The sequence below is a fragment of the Paenibacillus sp. FSL P4-0127 genome, from assembly GCF_038007325.1.
Classification (GTDB): Bacteria; Bacillota; Bacilli; order Paenibacillales; family Paenibacillaceae; genus Fontibacillus; species Fontibacillus macerans.
In genome coordinates, this window is the sequence record NZ_JBBOWY010000001.1 from 3,114,020 (window position 1) to 3,136,849 (window position 22,830).

Annotated in this window: 15 protein-coding genes and 1 other annotated feature; of the genes, 13 read left to right on the forward strand and 2 right to left on the reverse strand. The window is 56.7% G+C overall.

Annotated elements, in window-relative coordinates; genetic code table 11:
- Positions 1-304: 304 nt before the first annotated feature.
- From NYE74_RS13925 to leuS, 4 genes are all read left to right on the forward strand, one after another.
- Positions 305-1,618, forward strand: a complete 1,314-nt coding sequence (locus tag NYE74_RS13925; RefSeq protein WP_340928359.1) for an ABC transporter substrate-binding protein — start codon at positions 305-307, stop codon at positions 1,616-1,618.
- Positions 1,619-1,729: 111 nt separating this feature from the next.
- Entirely contained in the window at positions 1,730-3,415 is a 1,686-nt protein-coding gene (locus NYE74_RS13930) for a glycoside hydrolase family 13 protein (RefSeq protein ID WP_340928358.1), read from the forward strand.
- Positions 3,415-5,682 carry a glycoside hydrolase family 3 C-terminal domain-containing protein gene (locus tag NYE74_RS13935; protein WP_340930518.1) on the forward strand — a complete coding sequence of 756 codons (2,268 nt, stop codon included), beginning with the start codon at positions 3,415-3,417 and terminating at the stop codon, positions 5,680-5,682. The genes NYE74_RS13930 and NYE74_RS13935 overlap by 1 nt, the downstream gene beginning before the upstream one ends.
- A 111-nt stretch (positions 5,683-5,793) precedes the next feature.
- Positions 5,794-6,052, forward strand: a binding site (T-box leader).
- 263 nt (positions 6,053-6,315) lie between these two features.
- Positions 6,316-8,757, forward strand: a complete 2,442-nt coding sequence (leuS, locus tag NYE74_RS13940) for a leucine--tRNA ligase (RefSeq protein WP_340928356.1) — start codon at positions 6,316-6,318, stop codon at positions 8,755-8,757.
- 66 nt (positions 8,758-8,823) lie between these two features.
- On the opposite strand, the gene comER is transcribed toward leuS, so the two are convergent.
- Positions 8,824-9,771, reverse strand: a complete 948-nt coding sequence (gene comER / locus NYE74_RS13945; protein ID WP_373281410.1) for a late competence protein ComER — start codon at positions 9,769-9,771, stop codon at positions 8,824-8,826.
- A gap of 221 nt (positions 9,772-9,992) precedes the next feature.
- Between comER and NYE74_RS13950 the strand changes: the two genes are divergently transcribed.
- The 6 genes from NYE74_RS13950 to holA all read left to right on the forward strand — a co-directional run bounded on the left by NYE74_RS13950 (position 9,993) and on the right by holA (position 19,015).
- Positions 9,993-10,709, forward strand: a complete 717-nt coding sequence (locus NYE74_RS13950; protein ID WP_340928354.1) for a ComEA family DNA-binding protein — start codon at positions 9,993-9,995, stop codon at positions 10,707-10,709.
- 19 nt (positions 10,710-10,728) lie between these two features.
- Positions 10,729-11,247 (forward strand): deoxycytidylate deaminase, encoded by a 519-nt coding sequence (locus NYE74_RS13955; RefSeq protein WP_036621217.1) that lies wholly within the window; start codon positions 10,729-10,731, stop codon positions 11,245-11,247.
- Between the two features lie 1,150 nt (positions 11,248-12,397).
- Entirely contained in the window at positions 12,398-15,559 is a 3,162-nt protein-coding gene (locus NYE74_RS13960) for a ComEC/Rec2 family competence protein (protein ID WP_340928353.1), read from the forward strand.
- A 200-nt stretch (positions 15,560-15,759) separates the two neighbouring features.
- Positions 15,760-16,308 carry an RNA polymerase sigma factor gene (locus NYE74_RS13965; protein ID WP_036621220.1) on the forward strand — a complete coding sequence of 183 codons (549 nt, stop codon included), beginning with the start codon at positions 15,760-15,762 and terminating at the stop codon, positions 16,306-16,308.
- Entirely contained in the window at positions 16,305-17,681 is a 1,377-nt protein-coding gene (locus NYE74_RS13970) for an anti-sigma factor family protein (protein WP_340928349.1), read from the forward strand. Before NYE74_RS13965 ends, NYE74_RS13970 begins: the two co-directional genes overlap by 4 nt.
- A gap of 314 nt (positions 17,682-17,995) precedes the next feature.
- Complete coding sequence (gene holA, locus NYE74_RS13975; protein WP_340928347.1) at positions 17,996-19,015, forward strand: DNA polymerase III subunit delta; 1,020 nt, start codon at positions 17,996-17,998, stop codon at positions 19,013-19,015.
- 125 nt (positions 19,016-19,140) lie between these two features.
- On the opposite strand, the gene rpsT is transcribed toward holA, so the two are convergent.
- On the reverse strand, positions 19,141-19,416 hold the full coding sequence (gene rpsT, locus NYE74_RS13980) for a 30S ribosomal protein S20 (protein WP_340928344.1): 276 nt from the start codon (positions 19,414-19,416) through the stop codon (positions 19,141-19,143).
- Positions 19,417-19,623: 207 nt separating this feature from the next.
- Here rpsT and gpr point away from each other — a divergent pair, with 207 nt between their 5' ends.
- From gpr to NYE74_RS13995, 3 genes are all read left to right on the forward strand, one after another.
- A complete protein-coding gene (gene gpr / locus NYE74_RS13985; RefSeq protein ID WP_340928342.1) occupies positions 19,624-20,640 on the forward strand; it encodes a GPR endopeptidase in 1,017 nt (338 codons plus the stop codon).
- 181 nt (positions 20,641-20,821) lie between these two features.
- Positions 20,822-22,144 (forward strand): stage II sporulation protein P, encoded by a 1,323-nt coding sequence (locus NYE74_RS13990; protein ID WP_340928341.1) that lies wholly within the window; start codon positions 20,822-20,824, stop codon positions 22,142-22,144.
- A 26-nt stretch (positions 22,145-22,170) separates the two neighbouring features.
- A complete protein-coding gene (locus tag NYE74_RS13995) occupies positions 22,171-22,716 on the forward strand; it encodes a hypothetical protein (RefSeq protein WP_340928339.1) in 546 nt (181 codons plus the stop codon).
- Positions 22,717-22,830 lie beyond the last annotated feature (114 nt).

Here is a 22,830-nt window from a genome sequence, read left to right on the forward strand (position 1 = left end):
TTCAAGATCGGTTTGCGAGAAAAAAAGCACTCGGCGGAGTAATTTACCCAGGCGGTTCTATCCCCGACATACCGGCACTTTTTTCAATGTCTTAACGCCATATTTTTGCTATCCCCAATGCGCCGCAAATATGTTAACGTTACTATATTTTCTCGGGTTATTTGCCCAATCATTGTTCTCAAATCTGGATTTATCACAACTATTTTTATGTGAAAACGTTTGACATAAAAACGATTACATTTATAATAAAGATTGAGCTCACACATTTCATTTATTCCAAAAAACGAAGACTGGGGGAAACAAAATGAAGAAATGGATGTCGCTTTCCATCGCTTTGGTGCTCATTATGACAGCGCTGTCGGCATGCGGAGGCGGGGGCAAGAGCAGCAATGATGGCGCTAAGGAGAATGAGGCTTCAGGCAAGACGGTTGAAATTTCCGTTTTGGTCGGCAAGGAAGAAATCGCCAAGCCGTTTGAATCGATGGTAAGCGATTACAACAGTTCGCAGGACAAAGTGAAAGTATCGATTATTCCTCTGTCGGGGGCGAACGGTTATGAAAGAATGACCACGCTGTATGCGTCGAACAACGCTCCTACCGTGATGAGCATCGGTCAGGAGTTGGAGCTGATGCAAGGCAAGCTGCTTGATCTGTCCGATCAGGAGTGGGTCAAGAACGCTTCGCCGGGCACGCTGGATTACGCTACATACGACGGCAAGGTTTTGGGGATGCCCATGTCCGTAGAGGCTTTCGGTTTTATTTACAATAAAGCTGTTTTGGATAAAGTGGCTGGCGGCAGCTTCGATCCGTCGAGCGTGCGAACCATCAACGACTTGAAAGCGCTCTTTGAAAAAATCGAGGCCGCCGGCGTTACGCCGATCACCGTAACTCCGCTCGATTGGTCGCTGGGGGCTCATTTTTCCAATATTCTGTTTACCGACCAATCGCCGGACCGCGAAACGCGCCACAAATTCCTTGCGGACATGAAGAGCGGGAACGTCGATCTTGCCAACAACGCGGTGTTCAACGGCTGGATGGATACTCTCGATTTGATGAAACAGTACAACAAGGCCAAGGACGCCCCGCTGTCCGCGCAATATGACGAAGCGCCTTTGCAGTTGGCCGACGGGGAAGCGGCGATGTGGTTCATGGGCAACTGGGCCTATCCGCAGCTTAAAGAAGCGGACCCGGATGGTGAATACGGCTTTCTGCCGGTCCCTGTAAGCAACAACGCCGATGATTACGGCAACAGCCAAATTTCGGCCAGCGTCTCGTTGTATTGGAGTATCGACAAAGAACAGTCCACTCCGGAAGAACAGGCTGCCGCCAAAGATTTCTTGAACTGGATGGTCAGCAGCGAGCAAGGCCAGGATTACTATGTCAATCAATTCAGCGCGATCCCTGCGTTCAACAACTTTAAGATCATGCCGGAAGACAGCTTGTCGCAGTCGCTATTGTTTTACATGGACAAGCAGCAGACGCTGGAATGGATGAACCTGTACTTCCCGCCGGACGGGTATCCGACCATGGGAGCGACGCTGCAGAAATATTTGACCGGCAATATCGATCGTGCGGGCGTTGCCAAGGAGTATGAGGAGTACTGGAAAAAGGCCAAATAAGGTAACGTTTTCATAATTTTTTCTGATTAGAAAAAGAATCCGAGGGATAAGCCGGTTGGCTTATCCCCCGCTTGTTATAAAGAGAGCCGGAAATAAAGTGGGAGGACTACCATGAACGATCGGAAAGAACAGAAACAACAGTGGTGGAAGGAGAGCATCGCCTACCAGATTTACCCGCGCAGCTTCCAAGACTCGAACGGCGACGGGATCGGAGATTTGCGGGGCATTATCGAACGTCTCGATTATTTGCACTATCTTGGCATCGATTTGCTGTGGCTTTCCCCGGTATACGATTCGCCAAACGACGATAACGGATACGATATCCGCGATTATCACGGCATTTTGGACGAATACGGAACGATGGAAGATATGGACGAGTTGATTGCGGAGGCCGGAAAGCGGGGCATTCGGCTGGTAATGGACCTGGTCGCCAACCATACGTCGGACGAGCATGCCTGGTTTATCGAATCGCGTTCCGCAAAGGACAGCCCTAAGCGGGATTGGTACATTTGGCGGCCGGGCAAGGACGGCAAGGAGCCGACCAACTGGGAATGCGGATTCGGCGGTTCAGCCTGGGAGTACGATGAGCAAAGCGGCGAGTATTTCCTGCACTGCTTCTCTCCCAAGCAGCCGGATTTGAATTGGGAGAACCCCGAAGTGAGACGGGAACTCTACGCGATGATCGACTGGTGGATGGATAAAGGGATTGCCGGATTCCGCGTCGACGCGATTACATACATTAAGAAAAACCCCCAATTTCCCCAGCTTGAAGCCGAACCCGGACGGGATTTTGCGCCCATTGAAAAAGTCAGCTTAAATCAGGAAGGCATCCTCGATTTTCTGCGCGAGATGAAGCGGGAAGCGCTGGAGCCGAGAGGGGCGATCACGGTCGCCGAAGCTCCGGGGGTGCCGCTCGAACAAATCGGCGACTTTGTGGATGAGACGGACGGCGTGTTTACGATGCTGTTCCAATTTAATCATGTGGATTTGGACATCAAGCCCGGCGGCAAAGCGGAGTTCGTCGAGTGGGACATGAAAAAATTCAAGGACGCCCTGTCGTTATGGCAGCAGGAATCCAACCGCCATGGCTGGATGGGGTTGTTCCTGGAGAACCATGACCATGTCCGCTCGGTATCCAAATTCGGCAATGACGGGCCCTATCGTGACTTATCCGCCAAAATGCTTGCGGCGTTTTATTTTTTGATGCGGGGAACGCCTTTCATTTATCAGGGGCAGGAGATCGGCATGACCAACTGTCCTTTTGACTCCATTCATGAATACCGCGACATCGGCAGCCTCAACCTGTTCCGGGATGAGACGGCCAGAGGGCGGCCGGCGGAGGAGATTTTGGGCTACCTTGGCAAACGGAGCCGCGATCACGGGCGAACCCCGATGCAGTGGAACGGTGAGCGGGAGGCCGGCTTTACCTCCGGAACGCCTTGGATCAAAGTGAACCCCAATTATAGAGAGATCAATGTCGCGGAGAATATGAAAAAAGAGGATTCGGTGCTGCAGTTTTACCGTCGTCTCATCGCGCTGCGGCGGGAGCACCGGAGTTTGGTTTACGGATACTATGACGACCTTTGCAAGGAATTGAGGGAGGTCGGGGCCTATCAGCGCACCTATAACGGCGAACGCTGGGTCGTATTGTGCAATTTTACCGGGCGGTCCGTCTCTCTGCAGCAGCTTACGGAAATCCCCTTGGACGGCGAACTAGTCCTGTCCAATTACGAGGGCCGGGATCAAAACACGTTAAGACCGTATGAGGCGCTGGTTTTCAGATGGCGGAGAAAATGATGGAGCAGTCGATAGAACGGGTTCTCACGCAATTGACGTTGGAGGAAAAAGCAAGTCTTTGCTCGGGCCGGGATTTTTGGCGCTTGAAGGAAATAAGCCGGTTGGGGATTCCCTCGATCCGCATGGCGGACGGGCCCCATGGCCTGCGCAAGGAAGCGGAAAATGCGGATTATTTGGCCGCTGGGCAGAGTTTGCCGGCCACCTGTTTTCCCTCCGCCGCCGGGCTGGCCTGCACCTGGAACCGGACCTTGATCCGGCAAATGGGGGAAGCGCTCGGCAAGGAATGCCAGGCCGAAGGCGTGTCGGTATTGCTCGGTCCGGGCGCAAACATCAAGCGCAGTCCGCTCTGCGGCAGAAACTTCGAGTATTTCTCGGAGGACCCTTATTTGTCCTCGGAAATGGCGGCCAGCCATATTGAAGGGGTACAAAGTCAGGGAGTCGGAACCTCGCTCAAGCATTTTGCACTGAATAACCAGGAGTACCGTAAGATGACGGTGGACGCCGTTGCCGATGAACGGACGCTGCGGGAGATTTATCTGGCCAGCTTTGAAGGTGCGGTGAAAAAAGGCCGCCCGTGGACGGTGATGACCGCTTACAACCGGGTAAACGGAGAATACTGCGCCGAGAACAAGCGGCTTTTGACCGATATTTTGCGGCAGGAATGGGGATATGAAGGCGCTGTGATCTCCGACTGGGGCGCGGTAAACGAGCGGGTGGACGGCCTGCTGGCCGGGCTCGATCTGGAAATGCCGTTTAATCTCGGAGAAGGCGACGCCAAAATCGTTCAAGCCGTGCGTAACGGGGAGCTTCCTGAAGAGCAACTGGACAGAGCGGTCAAAGTACTGCTGGAGCTGGCCTTTAAGGGCCATGCGGCAAGACGGGAGCAAGCCTCGTTTGATGCCGCCGGGCACCATGATCTGGCCAGAAAAGTAGCCGCCGAAAGCATGGTGCTGCTCAGAAACGAGCAGGGCATCCTGCCGCTCTCCAAGGAAGCGAGCATCGCCGTCATCGGCGGCTTCGCGCGGCGGCCGAGATTTCAGGGCGGCGGCAGTTCGCATATTGTGCCGACCAGACTGGATATCGCTTATGAGGAAATCGGACGTAAAGTCAAAGATCCGGCGCAGATCACCTATGCGCAAGGATACCGTCCGGACGATGATGAGGTTGATGCCGCTTTGCTGGCGGAAGCCGCGGAAGCCGCCGCCAAGGCGGAGGTCGCCGTTATTTTTGCCGGCTTGCCGGATCGCTACGAAACGGAAGGATATGACCGCAGCCATCTGCGTTTGCCGGGCAATCACCTTCGCCTGATCGAAGAGGTGGCCAAGGTCCAGAGCAATCTGGTCGTGGTGCTGAGCAACGGTTCGCCGGTGGAGATGCCCTGGATCGGCCAAACCCGGGCCGTGCTGGAGGCTTATTTGGGCGGACAGGCGGCCGGAGGGGCGGTGGCCGATCTGCTGTTCGGCGACGCCAATCCAAGCGGCAAGCTGGCCGAAACCTTTCCGGCGGCGCTCGAGCATAACCCGTCCCATCTGTTTTTTCCGGGCGGTCAGGACCGCGCCGAATATAAGGAAGGGGTGTTCGTCGGCTATCGCTACTATGACGCCAAAGCGCTTGAACCGCTGTTTCCGTTTGGACACGGCCTGAGCTACACCCGGTTCGAATACTCCGGTTTAACGCTCAGCAGCTCCAGAATCCGGGAGCATGAGACGTTGACGGTCAGCGTGCGGATCAAAAACGCCGGAGAGGTGGCGGGCAAGGAAATCGTGCAGCTGTACGTAAGCGACCGGGAGGCGTCCGTGGCCCGTCCGCCGAAGGAGCTTAAGGGCTTTGAAAAGCTCGAGCTTCAGCCCGGCGAAGAGAAAACGGTAATTTTTGAGCTGAATAAAAGAGCGTTTGCTTATTACGATGTGGAGCTGGGCGGCTGGCATGTGGAAAGCGGCTTTTTCGATATTTTGATCGGGCGTTCGTCCCGGGATATCGCCGCGGCCGAAGCGGTTTATGTAGAGAGCGCCGTCAAGCTGAGGCCCTCGTTTACGCGCAACTCGACGTTGGGCGATCTGTTGACCAAAGCCGCTCCCGACCCGCTGACGCTGGCGCTGATCGAGCAATTCAAGCTGAATAGCGGGATATTTCCGGAGGACAAACCGGCTGATATCGCCGCGGCCGATCTTCATTTTCTGCCGCTGCGCGCGCTTGTCTCGCTAAGCAAGGGAGGCCTTCGGGAAGAGGACATGGAAGTTCTGCTGACCCGGGTAAACAGGAGTTGATTCGGCGCCAAAAGCCTTCGTTCCTGGGCCCGGGTTTAGCCGAAGACTGCCGTTGACTTTGGGGAGCCGGATTGGATATAATAGTCTATAATCAATTTTAAAGCTGGATATTGCAAAGCAGTGATGAGGAATCAGTATTTTCGGACAGACCATGCAGAGAGCCGGCGGAAGGTGCAAGCCGGTTGGCCGCGGAATGAACTCGCCTCGGAGTGCGGTGCAATTGCGGTAGCGGCGGATACGCTGACGGCTTTATTGCCGGCCGCATGAACATCGCCGTCTCGCCCGCGTTAAGGGTGCAAAGTGAGCGAAGGACAAAGCATGTCCGACGCTAACTAGGGTGGTACCACGGGAATTTCCTCCCGTCCCTAGCGATGATACGCTACGGGGCGGGAGGTTTTTTAATTTTAAAAAGGTAGTTCAAAAAGTCATCTTTTGATCACGAAGTAGAACAATGGAGCTTAATCGGCATCGAATCTTGAATTCAGCCGGGCCTTCCGTTGCTCACGTAGGCTCACCTACGCTCCGCTACTCAGTCCCTAGCTTCATTCAACCTTCTCGGTGCTGAAAACCTGACTTTTTGAACCCTCACTAAAATGTTAATTCAAAATGGTTGTTCAAGGAGGATTTTCGATTATGGCGGACAATAATGCGCCTCATGCCGTTTACCGGGCTCAGAACATCGAACCGAAATGGCAGGCTTACTGGGATGAGCATCATACGTTCAAAACACGGGAAGAGGCGGGCAAACCGAAGTTTTACGCGCTCGACATGTTCCCTTATCCTTCGGGAGCGGGCCTTCATGTAGGCCACCCGGAAGGTTATACGGCGACGGATATCGTCTCCCGTTATAAACGGATGCGCGGCTACAATGTGCTGCATCCGATGGGGTGGGACGCTTTCGGCCTGCCGGCCGAGCAGCACGCGCTCGATACGGGCGAGCATCCCCGCGATATTACGGTCAAGAACATCAACAATTTCCGGCGCCAAATCAAATCTTTGGGCTTCTCCTACGATTGGGACCGCGAAATCAGCACGACCGATCCGGAATATTACAAATGGACCCAGTGGATTTTTATCCAGCTTTATAAGAAAGGTCTCGCTTATGTGGCCGAGGTGCCGGTAAACTGGTGCCCTGCGCTGGGAACGGTGCTGGCCAACGAAGAGGTGATCGACGGCAAAAGCGAACGCGGCGGCCATCCGGTCATTCGCAAGCCGATGCGCCAATGGGTGCTGAAAATCACCGAGTATGCGGAACGGCTGCTGGAAGATCTGGAAGAGCTCGACTGGTCGGAAAGCATCAAGGATATGCAGCGTAACTGGATCGGCAAATCCGAAGGGGCCGAAGTCGTTTTTGCGATCGACGGCCATGACGCGGCGCTGACCGTGTTTACGACGCGTCCGGACACCTTGTTCGGGGCCAGCTACGCGGTGCTTGCACCGGAGCATGAATTGGTCAAAACGATCACGACGGACGCCCAGCGCGAAGCCGTCGAGGCCTATCAAGATCAAGCCGCGCGCAAAAGCGACCTGGAGCGGACCGATCTGGCGAAGGAAAAAACCGGCGTATTTACCGGCGCTTACGCGATCAATCCGGTGAACGGCGCCAAGCTGCCGATCTGGATCGCCGATTACGTGCTCGCCGGCTACGGCACCGGGGCCATCATGGCCGTGCCGGGGCATGACGAGCGGGACTACGAGTTCGCCAAGCGTTTTGAGCTGCCGATCCTCGAAGTGGTCGAAGGCGGCGATCTGGCGAAGGAAGCGTACGCGGGCGACGGTCCGCACGTCAATTCCGGTTTCCTGAACGGGCTTAACAACGCGGAAGCGATCAAGAAAATGATCTCCTGGCTGGAGGAAAACGGCAAAGGGCGCGGCAAGGTGACGTACCGCCTGCGCGACTGGCTGTTCAGCCGCCAGCGTTATTGGGGCGAGCCGATCCCGATCCTCCATCTCGAAGACGGCACGATGAAGCCGGTGCCGGAGGATCAGCTGCCGCTGGTATTGCCGGACGTCGACGCCATCAAGCCGTCGGGCACCGGGGAATCGCCGCTCGCGAACGTTACGGAATGGGTCAATACGACCGATCCGGAGACCGGCCTGCCGGCGCGGCGCGAGACGAACACGATGCCGCAGTGGGCGGGCAGCTGCTGGTATTATCTGCGGTACATCGATCCGCATAACGACAAGGAGCTGTGCTCCAAAGAGAAGCAGCAGGAGTGGCTGCCGGTCGATCTGTATATCGGCGGCGCCGAGCACGCGGTGCTTCACCTGCTGTACGCCCGCTTCTGGCACAAGGTGCTTTACGATCTCGGCGTGGTGACCACGAAGGAGCCGTTCCATAAGCTTGTGAACCAAGGGATGATCCTGGGCACCAACAACGAGAAAATGAGCAAATCCCGCGGCAACGTCATCAATCCGGACGAAATCGTGGGTGAATACGGCGCGGATACGCTGCGCGTGTACGAAATGTTCATGGGTCCGCTGGAAGCGACCAAGCCGTGGAACATGAACGGCGTGGAAGGCATTCACCGCTTCCTGTCGCGGGTCTGGCGCCTCTTCGTCGCCGAGGACGGCAGCCTGAACCCGAAAATCACCGCGGACGGCGGCAGCGATGACTTCAAACGGACCTGGCACAAAACGATCAAAAAGGTAACCGAGGATTTGGAAAACCTGCGCTTTAATACGGCGATCAGCCAACTGATGATCTTCGTCAACGACGCTTATAAAACGGATGCCGTTCCGAAGGCTGCGGCTGAAAACTTCGTGCAGCTATTGTCCCCCTTGGCGCCGCATTTGGCCGAAGAACTGTGGGAGCGCCTCGGGCATGCCGAAACGATCACGTACGAGCCGTGGCCGGCCTATGACGAGGCTTGGACGGTCGAAGCGGAAGTGGAAATCGTCGTGCAGGTGAACGGCAAAATCGTGGACCGCACGAAAATTTCCAAAGAGCTGGATCAGGCGGCCATGCAGGAACACAGCTTAAGCCTGCCGAACGTGCAGCAGGCTGTAGCTGGCAAGACGATCCGCAAGGTGATCGCCGTTCCGGGCAAATTGGTCAACATTGTCGTCGGCTAAAAGCCTGCCGGCTGCTGCTGCTTTGGCGGCAGTCTATTGCGGCAGTCTATTTGCGGGTCACCGGCATTAAGGCAGGGTAGCGGCTCCCGAACCGTCCGGCGGTTCCGCCTTGGACAGGGCGCCGCCGTCCGCCTGATGGGAGGAAGGGGAGGAATCTCCTTCCTCTTCTGCCGCCGTTTCCCCGCCGGGTTCAGGAGGATTAAACAGCGCATGCAGTTTGCCGAGATCTTCATCGTACTTGCGGTGCGTCGCTTCGATCAACTGCACGAACAGGCCGCGAAGGCCGGCTTCCAGCACGGTCAATCCCTCGGCGGTAACGCCGCCGGGGACGGCGACGCGCTCGATAAGCTCCTCCGCGGTTAGTCCGCCTTCGGTCAACAGCTTGCCCGTTCCGAGCAGCATTTCGGAGCCGAGCGTGATCGCGTCGGCCTGCGTCAGTCCGGTTAGCTCTCCGGCGGCTTCCGCCCACAGCTTCAGCATGTAGGCGACGAATGCGGGGCCGCAGCTGGCGATGTCGGAAGCGATGCGGGTCTCAGTTTCTTTTAGCGTAAACGGCGTGCTGACCGAGGACATCAGCTGCTCCAACAGGAGCCGGTCCTCGGGCCGGATCCGCTTTCCGTACATGCAGAGCGAAGCTCCGCTGTGTACGGAGTGGGTAATGCTGGGAATAATTTTGGCGATTTTGGCCGGGAGGGCCTGCTCCAGAGTTTCGATTTGCACCGGGCTCGTAATTGATACGACGATCTGTTTTTCGTCGAGCACATCCCGGATTTCCGCGATAACCTCAGGGTAATCCAGGGGTTTGATGCACAGGAAGATAATTTTGCTGTCCCGTGCGGCTTCCGCGTTGCTTCCGTATATTTTTAGTCCGGGATAACGTTGGGCCAGCCGTTTCGTTTTGAGGGGAGAACGGTTGCTGGCACAGATGTGATGCGGGAGCAGCGCACCGGAACGCGAAAAAGCTTCAATCAGCAAGCTTCCCATGGATCCGGTTCCGATGAAGGCGACTTTCATCCGGGTTCCCCTTTCCGTGCGTGACGCACTTTTCGTTGCCATCATGGATCATAGCTTCACAGCGAACTCGATTTTCACGTTAGAAACGTGCGGCCCTTTGCCTGCGGTTATTTACCGGGCAGACCGAACGTTTCTACTTCACCTGTTTAAATATGTATGCATCTTGATTGGATCTTCATGACCTTACCGGGCAGATTCTTTTAAGATTGGAGTGGCAGGGTATGAGAAAAGAGTATGTGCTGACGTCGGTCGTTTCCGCAGTTATTGGCGCCGGCCTGATGCTGCTTGCGGTTGGCGGAAGCAAACCGGCCGGAATTGAAGGCTGGGTTCCGCTCAACGCCGAGGTGGCTTCGGCGCTGCAGGCGGAGCAAGCGCCTGCCGGAGGCGGAGGCGCTGCGGTCGGGGCGGGCGCAAGTGCCGCTGCCCATACCGGGGACGCCGGCAAGGGGGATCAGCGCCGAGCGGCGCAAGGCATGGACACTGCCGGCGGCCGTGCAGCGGCAGGCGGTGCGGCCGGGACGGCCGCGGGTGGAGCGGCGGCAGGCGGATCGGCGGGAGGCGGAGGCGGTGCTGCGGTGCCGGGTTCAGCAGCGGCCCCGCCAGCGGGCGCGGCCTTAGGCGAGCCGGCGGTTGGCAGCCCGGCTGCCGGTAACCCCGCGGCAGGCGAGCCGCCTGCCGGAAACGCCGCCGCTTCTGCGGCCGGCAGTCCGGCTTCGTCCGCTGCGCCGCCGCAGCAGGCGGACACCAGCCTGATCAGCATCAATCAGGCGGGGCTTACCGAGCTGCAGGACATTCCCGGCATCGGCGAGAAAAAAGCGCAGGCGATCATCGACTACCGAACCGCGCACGGCCCTTTCGTTTCCCTAAGCGATTTGACGAAGGTGAAAGGGATCGGAAACAAAATGCTGGAAAAAATGAAGCCATATATCAGACTGTAGGAACAGGAGAGCCAAAGGGATGAATCCGGATCAACGCAAAGACTGGGATACGTATTTCATGGATATCGCCTATATGGTGTCAACGCGGTCGCGCTGCAGCCGCCGGCATGTCGGAGCCGTTCTCGTCCAGGGCAAAAAGCTGCTTGGAACGGCCTACAACGGAGCTCCTTCGGGCGTTCCCGACTGCTCGGAAGCCGGCTGCATGATCGCGGAGGAATACGAGGTCGTCATCGAAAACGGAGAAGAAAAAATGGTGAAGAAGCAGCGCTGCGTGCGCACGATCCACGCCGAGCAAAACCTGCTGCTGTTCACCGACCGCATCGACCGGGAAGGCTCCAGCGTCTACGTTACGGACGAACCTTGCTGGACTTGCGCCAACATGCTGGCCAACAGCGGCATTACGGAAATCGTGTTTCATCGGCCTTACCCCAAAGATTCGGGCAAGGTGACGGCGATGATGAAGCAGAAAGGCATCCGGTTCCGCCGTTTGGAATCGTACCAGCCGCCGCCGGAAACGGTTGTCCGCGTTGAGGAATAACCGGCCATCGGCGGCAAACTTGATCGAACATACGATGATTTGTAACGGATGTATGCGGAGATTATGAGTTTATATGAGTTTATATGAGATTATATGAGATTAATATGAGATTTATATGAAATTAGATTTATTATGAGATTATATGGATCATGCTGCGATTTATATGGATTACGCAATGATCTTTAGGATGCAGGAAGCACCTCATCCGCCCAAAGGCGGGTGGGGTGCTTTTTTGAGTTTTATGGAGTTTTGTTCGGTCAGGTGCTGCGTGAAACATAGTTATGGCAACGCCAATCGCGTCTATTTTCGCAGTATTCTTGTCTTGCCCGCGCTGGACCCTTTAAAAGGATGACGGGGTTAAGGGCTCAAGTGTAAAAGTGCATTTGATGTACCATACATGACTGGAATTGACCGATTGAAATGCAAAAATGCATCTATTTTGGGGCTATCCGATAAAAAGGGTCTTTTGACCACTAGCGTTGCATTTACATCTGGCAAGATACATTTTCTGGGCACACCAATATTCTAACGGTTGCCACAAGCGCTATTTGTTCCAATACCGTTGATTTCAAATTGTAACGGTTGCCATGGAGCTTATTTCGCTGAAAACCGGTAATTTTTGCTTGGATTCAGGCAAATAACGACGTTCGCAACCGTTAGAATTTCGAAAAGGTCTTTTTTTGGCAAATAACCGCTGCTGCAACCGTTAGATTTCCGGCGGGCGGAAAGTATCGATTCGAAAGCCAACGCTTGTAAAGAAACCTTGAGCAAAAGTTAATGCAACGCTCAGTGTCTTTTGACTGGAAATGAACTGCAATTTTGCATCTGACGGGGCCGGAAACGGGGTTTTTGAGTCAAAACGAACTGCACTTATGCATCTCGCGGAATCGGTACCTACTGGAATCGCCACCTACTGGATTTGGTACTACTGGTTGGCTCCTACTGAAAACGGCATCTACGTAGATTCGGCATCGCCCTGGATTTGTGCAGCCTCGGATTGGCCTGGCTTCTCGGCCCGCTTTTTCCCTGTAATACGGGCGGACGTTGGCCTGCGCGCAGGCCGCGGGTTTCTTGTTGGAGGAAGCATTCTTAAACGGTGGCGGACGTGTGTCTGATATGGCAGCGATCCCGAAAGGAAGGAGGACTTGTAATGTTCCGTAGACCTTTGACCGCTATCGCCTGCTGCTGGATCGCCGGCAGCGGTTTAACTATTTTGCTCGGCGGCAGCCGGTTTTGGCTGATGTGGGCGGGAATTACGCTGGTTTGCCCGGCGTTATTGGCGATCGGGCGTTGGCCCTTGCGGAGGCTTGCGGTATTGTGGCTGGTATTTTCTCTTGGGGCCGTCTATTGGCAGTACAACGAAGCCAGAAATATCAGCCGGATTGAACATGCTTTATCTGGCGGGGGGGAGACGGTTGATGGTCTAACCGCTGAGCAGTCCAGCGAACGGGGCGCATCAGATGGTCTCACTGCTGAGCAGTCCAGCGAACGGGGCGCATCAGATGGTCTCACTGCTGAGCAGTCCAGCGAACGGGACGCATCAGCCGGCCTAACCGGTGAGCAGTCCAGCGGACGGGGCGCATCAGCCGGCCTAACCGCTGAGCAGTCCAGCGAACGGGGCGCATCAGCCGGCCTAACCGGTGAGCAGTCCAGCGGACGGGGCGCATCAGCCGGCCTAACCGCTGAGCAGTCCAGCGCACGGGGTGCATCAGTCGGCCTAACCGCTGCGCGGTTCCCCGTTCAGGACCATCTGGACGGGCTTGCCGTACGGATGGAGGGGACGATCGTGTCGCCGGTGGAGGTCGATGGCGACCGGGCCGGCTTTACGCTGCGATTGAGCCGGATCGGCCGTTCCGATGGCGCCTTGAAGGGGCCGCTGGAGGGAGGGGATATCCCCGGCGGCGAGAAGGTCGCGGTACAGCTGCGTTTGGCGGCGGAGGAGGAGCTAAGTACAGCCGCCTCCTGGCGGCGGGGGCAGCATGTCGCGTTGACGGGCAGCCTGAAACGGCCGGAGCCGGCCCGCAACTTTGAAGGCTTCGACTACCGCCGCTATTTGCATAACCAGCGCATTCATTGGCTGGTCAAGGCGACCGGGGCGTCCGCGTTGAACGTACTGCCCGGCAAATGGAGCGCCGCCGCATTGCTCGGGGAGGTCGATGCTTTACGCGCTTATTTGGGCGCGCAGATCGAGCGGCTGTTTCCGGGATGGCAGGCCGGCTACATGAAAGGCCTGCTGATCGGGCTTCAGGACGAGCTTGATCCGGAGAAATACGCGGAGTTTACCCAGCTTGGCCTGACGCATATTTTGGCGATTTCGGGCAGCCATGTGGCGATCAATGTGGCGATCGTTTTTTGGCTGCTGCGTTTATGCCGGGTCAGCCGGGAGACCGCGCTGATCGTCATGTTGTTTTTTGTCCCGGCATATGTGCTGATTACCGGTTTTTCGCCGTCCGTGATCCGCTCCGGGATCATGACGACGCTGGGCATCTATTTGCTGAGGCGGGGAAAGCTCAAGGACAGCATTAATGTGCTGTCAGCCGCGGCGCTTATGATGCTGCTTTGGAACCCCTATTTTTTGCTGAACGTCAGCTTCCAGCTTTCGTTTGCGGTCACGGCCGGGCTGATCGTTTTCGTCCCGCTGATCTCGCCTTATTTCGCCTGGCTTCCGCCCAAAATCCGGGGGACCGTAGCCATTACGCTGGCGGCCGAAATCGTCTCGTTTCCTTTAACAATCTTCTATTTTAACCAGTTTTCCCTGCTCTCGCTGGCGGCAAATTTGCTGATAGTCCCCGTCATCGGTGCGTTGGCGCTGCCTATGGGGATGGCGGCGCTTCTGCTCAGCTTTTTCGCGTACCGGCTTGGCGTCTGGGCGGCGGTTCCGGTAAGGCTGCTGAATACGGCTACGTTTTGGGCCACAGGCTGGCTTGGTGAACGAAGCGGCTTTATGACCTACTGGAAATCCCCCTCGTTACTGTGGATCGCCGGATATTACGGGGCCGTGTTTTTGCTGCTTTATTGGAGCTCGCGGCGGGAAAAGCGGCATTTAACGGCGGCCGGCGTCTTGGACGATGAGACGGTGCCGCTTTCGCCCGCTCCGGCTGAAATAGCGGCCTCGGATAGGACGGGGCGCTATTTGGCGGCATTTGCCGGAGTTCACCGGCAGTTGGGCGGACAATCGCCGCGGGAGTTCCCATTGTTCCGATCGTCCCGGGCACCCCAAACATCCCAAACGCCCCTGCCATTCCGGCAGTTCCTGGACTCCTTCATGTCCATTGCCTTAAGGATATGGCCGCGTGACGCCAACCGGCGCAGGGAAATTCTGCGTATTGCAATAGCGGCCGGCCTCGCGCTGCTGATCGTGTCCGGGTACCGGACGGCATATGCCAAAGGCGTCGGGCACATCGAATTTATCGATGTGGGACAGGGGGATTGTGCGCTCATTACGGCTCCGTCCGGCGCTCATATTCTCGTGGACGGCGGCGGCACCGTTTCGTTCCGTAAAGCATCCGATAGCTGGCGGGACAGGAAGGAGCCGTTTGAAGTCGGAGCGAAAACGGTTGTTCCGCTGCTAAAAAAACGGGGGATCCACCGCCTGGACGCCGTGATTTTAACCCATGGCGATCAGGACCACATCGGCGGCCTGCAAGCCGTGCTTGAGCAATTCCCGGTGGCGGCGCTGGTGATCAACGGAAGTCTGGCCGAATCCGCCACCATGAAGAAGCTGATGGAGACTGCACTAGATCGGAACATACCGGTCTATTCGGCGGCCCGCGGCATGACTTTGAAGCCGGATGCCGAGACGAAACTTGACGTTCTATATCCCCAAGCGGCAGCCGCCGGTACTGAAGCGGAAGCGATTCCGTTCGAAGAGAAGCAAAATCACCGTTCGATCGTGTTCCTGCTCCAAATGAGCGGGGCCCGGTTTTTGTTCACCGGGGATATGGATGAAGCGGCGGAGCGGGAAGTGCTGGAAATGGCCGCGGCAAAAAAGGAAACGGTCGGGTCGGAAAAGGAAATGTCCGGGGCAGACAAGCAGGTGGCCGGGGGAGAAAACGGACATCCCGTCGACGTCATGAAGGTGGCTCATCACGGCAGCAAAACGTCGACCTCGGCCGAGTGGCTGGCGTACTGGCGGCCGGAGGCCGTCCTGATCTCCGTCGGCGCGTCCAACACTTACGGGCATCCGCATCCGGTGGTCATGGAGCGGCTTGAAGCGCAGGGGGCCGGCATTTTCCGCACCGATCGGATGGGCGGAGTGCAGTTGAAGGTGCGGGGCGGCCGGATTCTTATCCGCTATAAGCTTGCGCAATAACCATTTTGTGGGATTCCGTCAGGACGCGTGAAAGCAGGATGACGGGTCCTGTTTTTTTTGGTATTCTTAGGTGAGGTTAATGGGATATTCGGGGTTCACGGACTTTTTTTCCAAATAAATATTTATCTAAAATAGTAACAACATTGCAACATTTTGTCGGACGCCAGCGTCTGGATAGTTGCAAGGAAGGGGGAGCCTTTGTGGTGGAGCAAGGTCTCATCAGAGCCGCACAAGAGGGCGATCGCGACGCTCTAATCACCCTATTGCGAGAGATTGAACAGCATGTGTACCGGACAGCCTATTATATATTAAATAACGAGCAGGATGCGCACGACGCCGCTCAGGAGGCGCTTATCCGGATTTATACCAAAATCGGTTCATATGAGGAGAAAGCTCAATTTAAAACTTGGGTGCAGCGAATCGTGACGAACATCTGCATTGACAAATTTCGAAGGAACAAACCGACGGTTTCGATCGAAGAGCACGAAATGGTGTTTCAGGGCAACGACAGCGTCGAGCGGGAGGTGATGTCCGGCTATATGGCCGAGGATATCCGCAGCGCGATCGAGCAGCTTCCGGAGCATCACAGGTCGGTGGTTGTGCTTAGATATTTGCAGGACTTTTCCTATAACGAAATTGCCGATAGTTTGAACCTGCCCCTGAACACCGTTAAATCCTATCTGTTTAGGGCCAGGCAGCAGCTGCAGCACTTGCTTCGAGATTATCAGAAAGGTGGTGTAACAGGATGAATTGCCAGGAGGCGGTGGAATGGATGAATCGTTATCTCGACCGGGATTTGAACGAAGAGGAATCCTCTCTTCTGTTTGAGCATATTCGCCATTGCCGGGATTGCGCCGAGCAGTTCGAATGGCTGAACAAGCTGTCCGCGCAGCTTGAGAACTTGCCGAAGGTCGTCCCGAATTACAGTCTGGTCGATGCGATCCTTCCGCAATTGGATGCGATCGATCAGGCCCGCCGGGAAGGCAGCGTATCCGAAGCGGACGCTCTGCCGGTCATGACCGAAAGCTCCCCGGCGCCAAGCCGAAGCGGCAAGCAGGAACGCGAGCAAGGCCCAGCCTCGCGCCGCGCCCGCATTTATCGGTACGGATCGCTGGGCGTGGCGGCGGCATTGATCTTAGGCGTGTTTATTTATCAGTATGAGCCGCAAACGGTTCCCAACGCCGAAATCGCCTTGAAGAGCGCAAGCGATGGATCGCCAAGCGCGGACGATGCGGGGGCGGCGGACGAACCGGAGGATATCGCCCGGCTGTTCGTAAGCAAGGAAGGGGCGGATGCGGGCTCGGCCGGCGGGGCAAGCGAGCCGGAGCAGGCGGCTCAGGCCGAAGAAGACTTAAAGTCCCCGGCAAATAGCGGTGAAACCGGGAGTCATCCCGGGAAAGGGGCGGCGGACGCTCTGGATAAAGCCGAACCTGCCAAGGGGAAGGAAACTCCGGCGGAAGAGGCGTCGTCCGCTTCGACCGGCGCCCCGGCAAACAATGGCGGAGACGGGACGGCTCCGAGCGAGGCGCAGGACATCGGGGCTTTAAACCATGGCGGTGCTCCGGCTGCCGGCGGAGCGCAGGCCGGCCAGCGGGGCGCCTCCGGCGATTCAAACGCTGGCGCCGGAACGACCCTGGAACCGGGAATTGTGCAGCAGGGAATCGTCCATGAAGCGGATCCGAATCAGTCGATGATGGGGATAGCCGCCGCGCCGAAAGCCCCGACTGCCTGGACTTCTCCGGACGGAGCCTATGAGGCCGAATTGAAGGAAGGACATCTGTATATATACAAAAAAGAGTCCGAACAGAAAAAAACGCTTGTTTCCGATCATGCGCTCAGCGGGGAATGGGTTCAGGGCGAATGGTCGGAAGACAGCACAACGTTTACCTATGAGACCGCAAAAGACGGAACCGTGACGACCCGTTCGGTCAAGGCGGCATCCGGGGCGGACGCTGCCGCGGACAGTACTCCCGCGAAAGGAGGTTCCGCGAACGGAGCTCCCGCGAACAGCACTCCCGCAAAAGGAGGTTCCGCGAACGGTGCTCCCGTGAACAGCATTCCTGCGAACGGAGCTTCCACAAACGGCACCGCCGGGAACGGTGCTGCCGCGGATCAGCCGTAAAATCCCTTAAGCCCAGCAGAGAAAGACTTGCTAAATTGGGCGGGGCAAGCGCTTTAAGGCAGTCACCTTTTTAGGAGATATGGAATAGGTTATAAATATAGAGACAAAGGATTGGAACCCTGATCGTCGTATGACCGCAGGCGGGAAAGTTTCTAGAGCTTTTCTGCCCGCGTTTATATAGATGTTCTGGGACAGAGGGACCTTTCGCCGCGAGGCAGAGGTCTCTCTGTTGCTTTTGGCGCCGGATTTGGACTAATGGCCGGTTTCGAAGTATCATAGGGGATAGGCAATGCGTTTGGGAAGGAGAGGCCGAATTGGACGCCAAAACAGCGGTAAAAGAGATCAAACAGGGGCGGATCTCCCCGTTATATTTATGCTACGGCACGGAGAAGTATCAAATTCAGGAGTTTGTCGGGCTGCTCCAGGACAAGCTGGTCGACCGGAATCAAAAGGACTTCGCCATGGCGGTGTTCGATCTGGCGGAGACGCCGATTGAAGCGGTGGTGGAGGAGGCCGAGACGCTGCCTTTTCTCGTCGAGCGCAAGCTGATCGTCGTCCGCGATGCCGGATTGTTTACGTCCGGTAAAGAGGGCGGCAAAATCGAGCATAAAGCGGAGGCGCTGCAGACGTATATCGGCAATCCGGCGGAGCACAGCGTCATCGTGTTTGTCGTTTACGCCGAGAAGCTGGACGAACGCAAAAAAATCGTGAAGGCGATGAAGGCTTCCGGGACGGCCTTGTCGTTTATGCCGCTCGGTGGGGGCGAGCTGGTGCAGTGGGTGGTGCACGAGGTGGAGAAGCGCGGCTGCCGGATCGGCAAGGAAGCCGCGGAGGCGCTGATCGCGGCCGGCGGCGTGCACATGGCCGCGCTGGCGGCGGAGGCGGACAAGCTGTGCCTGTACGCCGGAGCCGGGGGCACGATCGACACGGCCGCCGTCGAGCAGCTTGTGGCCCGCAGCACGGAGCAGAACGTGTTCGCGATGGTCGAGCATATCGCCGCGCTGCGGCTGGAGAAGGCGCTCGGCATTTTCTACGAGCTGCTCAAGCAGCGCGAGGAACCGATCAAGATTGCGGCGCTGATCGCCCGCCAGTTCCGGATTATGATGCAGGTGAAGGAGCTGGGCCGGCAAAGCTACTCGCAGCAGCAAATCGCCTCGCAGCTTGGCCTGCACCCCTATGTCGTGAAGCTGGCCGGCGAGCAGGCGCGGAAGTTCGAAGCCGGGCGGCTGCGGGATATTTTATCCGAGCTCGCCGAACTGGATTACCGGATGAAAAGCGGCGGCGTCGACAAGGTGCTCGGTTTGGAGCTGTTTTTGCTTAAATTGGGGGCTTGACCTGCACGTACGCGCTGTTTCCGGCCGCCCGGACCGGGGCTCCCGGAATCAACCAAAAAGACCTGAACGAAAATCGTTCAGGTCTTTTTGGGCTTAGTTGTTTGATGCTCTTATAATTAACGCGCTTACGCTTGTTGGGACGCAAGGGCGTTCAATTTTTTGGCCAAGCGGGATTTCTTGCGGGCTGCTGCGTTTTTGTGGATCAAGCCTTTCGTTACGGCTTTGTCCAATTTTTTGGTAGCAGCGGCGAAAGCAGCTTTGGCTGCTTCAACTTCGTTAGCCGCCAGAGCGCTGTCGGCGGCTTTAACGGCCGTACGCAGGGCGGATTTTTGCGAAGCGTTAAGAGCGCGGCGCTTTTCGCTAGTTTTTACACGTTTGATTGCGGATTTAATGTTAGGCATTGCATTCACCTCCTGTAAAGCATATATCATCCCAGATGATTCACAACTTAAAACATTTTATCACGCAGCACCGCAAAAAGCAATAAAATCATGCTTCTCCCCATGGACAGACGGGCAATAGTTGGGCGGGGAACGATGAACGGATGAATAATCACTTTGCCTCTCCCGCACAATAAAGGCAACTAGAGGAAATGGAGGTCTTATGGGATGAATCTGGATTTACGGAAATATTCCGTGCGAACCGATTTGGCCGTTGAAGCGAAGGAGATGGCGGAGACGGCTCACGGCGGGCCGGTGCAGGGCTTAAACGAGGAGGTAACCGAGCAGGACGGCATTAAAATCACCCGGCTCGACGTCACCGATGACGCCGCTTCGCGGCAAATCGGCAAGGTCAAGGGCCATTACATTACGATCGAGGTTCCGGGACTCCGCAATCAGGACACCGAACTGCAGGAGAAGGTTGCCGCCGCTTTTGCCAAAGAATTCACCGCATTTTTAAATAAAATCGGAGTCGGCAGCCATGCCAAAACGCTGGTCGTCGGTCTCGGGAACTGGAATGTGACGCCCGACGCCTTGGGCCCTTTGGTCGTGGAGAACGTGCTGGTGACCCGCCATTACTTTGAGCTTGCGCCGGATCAGGTGGCTCCGGGGTACCGCCAGGTCAGCGCCGTAGCCCCCGGGGTGCTGGGGGTTACCGGCATCGAATCGAGCGAAGTGGTACAGGGCATCGTGGACCGGACCCGGCCCGATCTGATCATCGCGATCGACGCGCTGGCCTCCCGTTCGCTCGAGCGGGTGAATACGACGATTCAAATCGCCGATATCGGCATTCACCCCGGTTCCGGCATCGGCAATAAAAGAAGGGGGCTGACGCAGGAGATCCTGGGCATCCCGTGCATCGCGATCGGCGTGCCGACGGTCTGTTACGCTTCGACGATCGTGAACAACGTATTTGATTTGATGAAGTCGCATTTCAATCAGGAAGCCGGCGAAGGCAAGCAGGCGCAAACGAAGCAGATCATGGGCTTGCTTACCGAGCTCAGCGAAAACGAAAGATTGGGGCTCGTCAAAGAGGTGCTGGACCCGCTCGGCCATGACTTGATCGTTACACCGAAGGAGATCGACGAATTTATCGAGGATGTCGCGAACGTGATCGCAAGCGGGCTGAACATCTCCCTGCATGAAGCCGTTACGCCGGAAAACGTCGCGTCCTATACCCATTAATTCCGGGCAGCCGGCCCGAAACGCAAATATTGAACACGGTTTTCGTCAACCGCTGAAAAAGATCCGCTAGCCAAATCTAGCGGATTTCTTTTTTTTGGGAGAATTTGAGGTTCTACCCTAGCAGCTAGGTTCATAGATTTGGGATATGAAGATTGAAAGCGGCTGGAGGAGGACATGCGAAATGAAATTCAGAGCTTTGAACATTGCGAAATTAAGACGGAACCTGCTGTACGTATTGGCGATGGGTAGGACCTTTTTGCTGCTGACGGTCATGTCGGTCGTATTTTTTATCCTGCTGGGCGTGTTCGGGATTGCCGAGAAACAGCTTAACACCTCGCCGGTTTCTTCGATGAAGGGGCTGGCGGCTTCCCTGTCCAGCGGTTTCTTTATGGAGATGGTCGGGATGGAGCTTCCGCATGCGGCTCCAACCAACGAAACGCCCGCGATTTCGGGAAAACACATGACGAATTTCGTGTTCCAACTGTTGACCGACGTCAACCCGTCCGATCCGAAAAGCCTGGTTGCCCGTGAGGTGCCGGGGCTTGGCGCGGACAGTCCGATTTTGCTGCGAACCGGCTCGGGCAACGGGCTGGCGCAGGCGCCCGAAGATTACCGGCCCGGAAACGGGGCCCACGGGAGCGCCCCGGATCATCCGGAGCCGGACGAGGATGGCCAGGATGGGACGAACCCGGGCGGGGAGGGCGAGGGCGGCACGCCGGAGAATGGCGGCGCCTCGGACGCTCAGAAACCGGAGCAGGGCGCGGACGCGGAGGAGCCATCGCTCAAACCCGGCAACAAAAACATCGTTATGATCTACCATTCTCATCCGCAAGAATCGTATAATCCGGTCCTGGGGACGAATGTCGACAACCCCAGCTCGGCGGAAAAGATGAAAAACGTCAGCCTGGTCGGCGACGCGCTGGCCAAGGAGCTCGAGAAGAAAGGCATTGCCACGCTGCATTCGTACGAAAATTATGCGGACAAAGTTAGCAATTACAACTACAACTATTCATATAAATATTCGCGGGAGACCGTAAAAACGGCAATGGCCGAAAACGGGCAGCTGAAGTACTTTATCGACATTCACCGCGACTCGCAGCGCCACGACAAAACGACGACAACGATCGGCGGACAGTCCTACGCGCAGGTGTATTTTATCATCGGGCACGGCAACGAGAATTGGCGTTTGAACGAAGCCTTCGCCAGCTCCATCCACGAGCGCATGGAGAAGTCGTATCCCGGCATCTCGCGCGGCATTTGGGGCAAAACGTCGTCGCAGGGCAACGGGGAATACAACCAATCCTTATCGCCGAACAGCGTGCTGATCGAAATCGGCGGGATCGACAACACTCAGGAGGAGCTGGATCGGACCGCCAAAGTGCTCGCCGGCATCCTTGCCGATTTGTACTGGGAAAGCCAGGAGGCGGAAAAAGCCGGATCCTTGACGAAAGGCGGCGGGAAGCAAGAGACGGGCGAAGCGGCGCAGACAAGCAAGAAATCGTAGACCGGATTCGGGAGGACGGGGAGATCATGGCCAAAACGACGCGAAAAATATTGCTGTACGGCATTCTGCTTGCGGCGGGCGTGACGCTGGGGATGCAGCTGGCGGATAGCGGGACCGCAACCGTTTATGGGCCGGGGTATTCCGGCGGCGAAGCCGGCGCAACCGGACAATTTCCGCAGGGTTACGGGAGCGCTGGGAGCGGATACGCTTCTTCGGCTTGGCCCGCGAATTCCGCCCAGGGCGGGTCCGGCTGGCAAGGGGGGAACTCCGCTCCCGGCCCGGGTTACGGCTACGGAGGGTATAACTACTATTACAACGGTGTAAACGGCGGGTATGAAACGGGAGGCAACAGCGGCGGTCCGCTCCCCTCGCAGGGCTTCTCTTCGGGGAACGGGGCCCAGACCGGTCCATCCGGGGGGAATTCCGCCGTGCAGACGCCCGCCGACCTGCTGCTGCCGCCCCAGCCCCCGCCGCCTGTGGACCGCTTCGCCGACAAAGCGGCGCATTTGCTGCAGCAGGCATCGCAAAAGAGCATCCATTGGGTCGCCTCTTTATTCGATCAAACGAAATGATGAGTCCCGCTCTCCGGGGAAACTTACGGATTTACGGTTTATAACAGGTGCCGGCTTTGTTATACTATTGTTAGATTGTTATTTGAACCGTTAGTAAGACTATTCGGAGGTAGG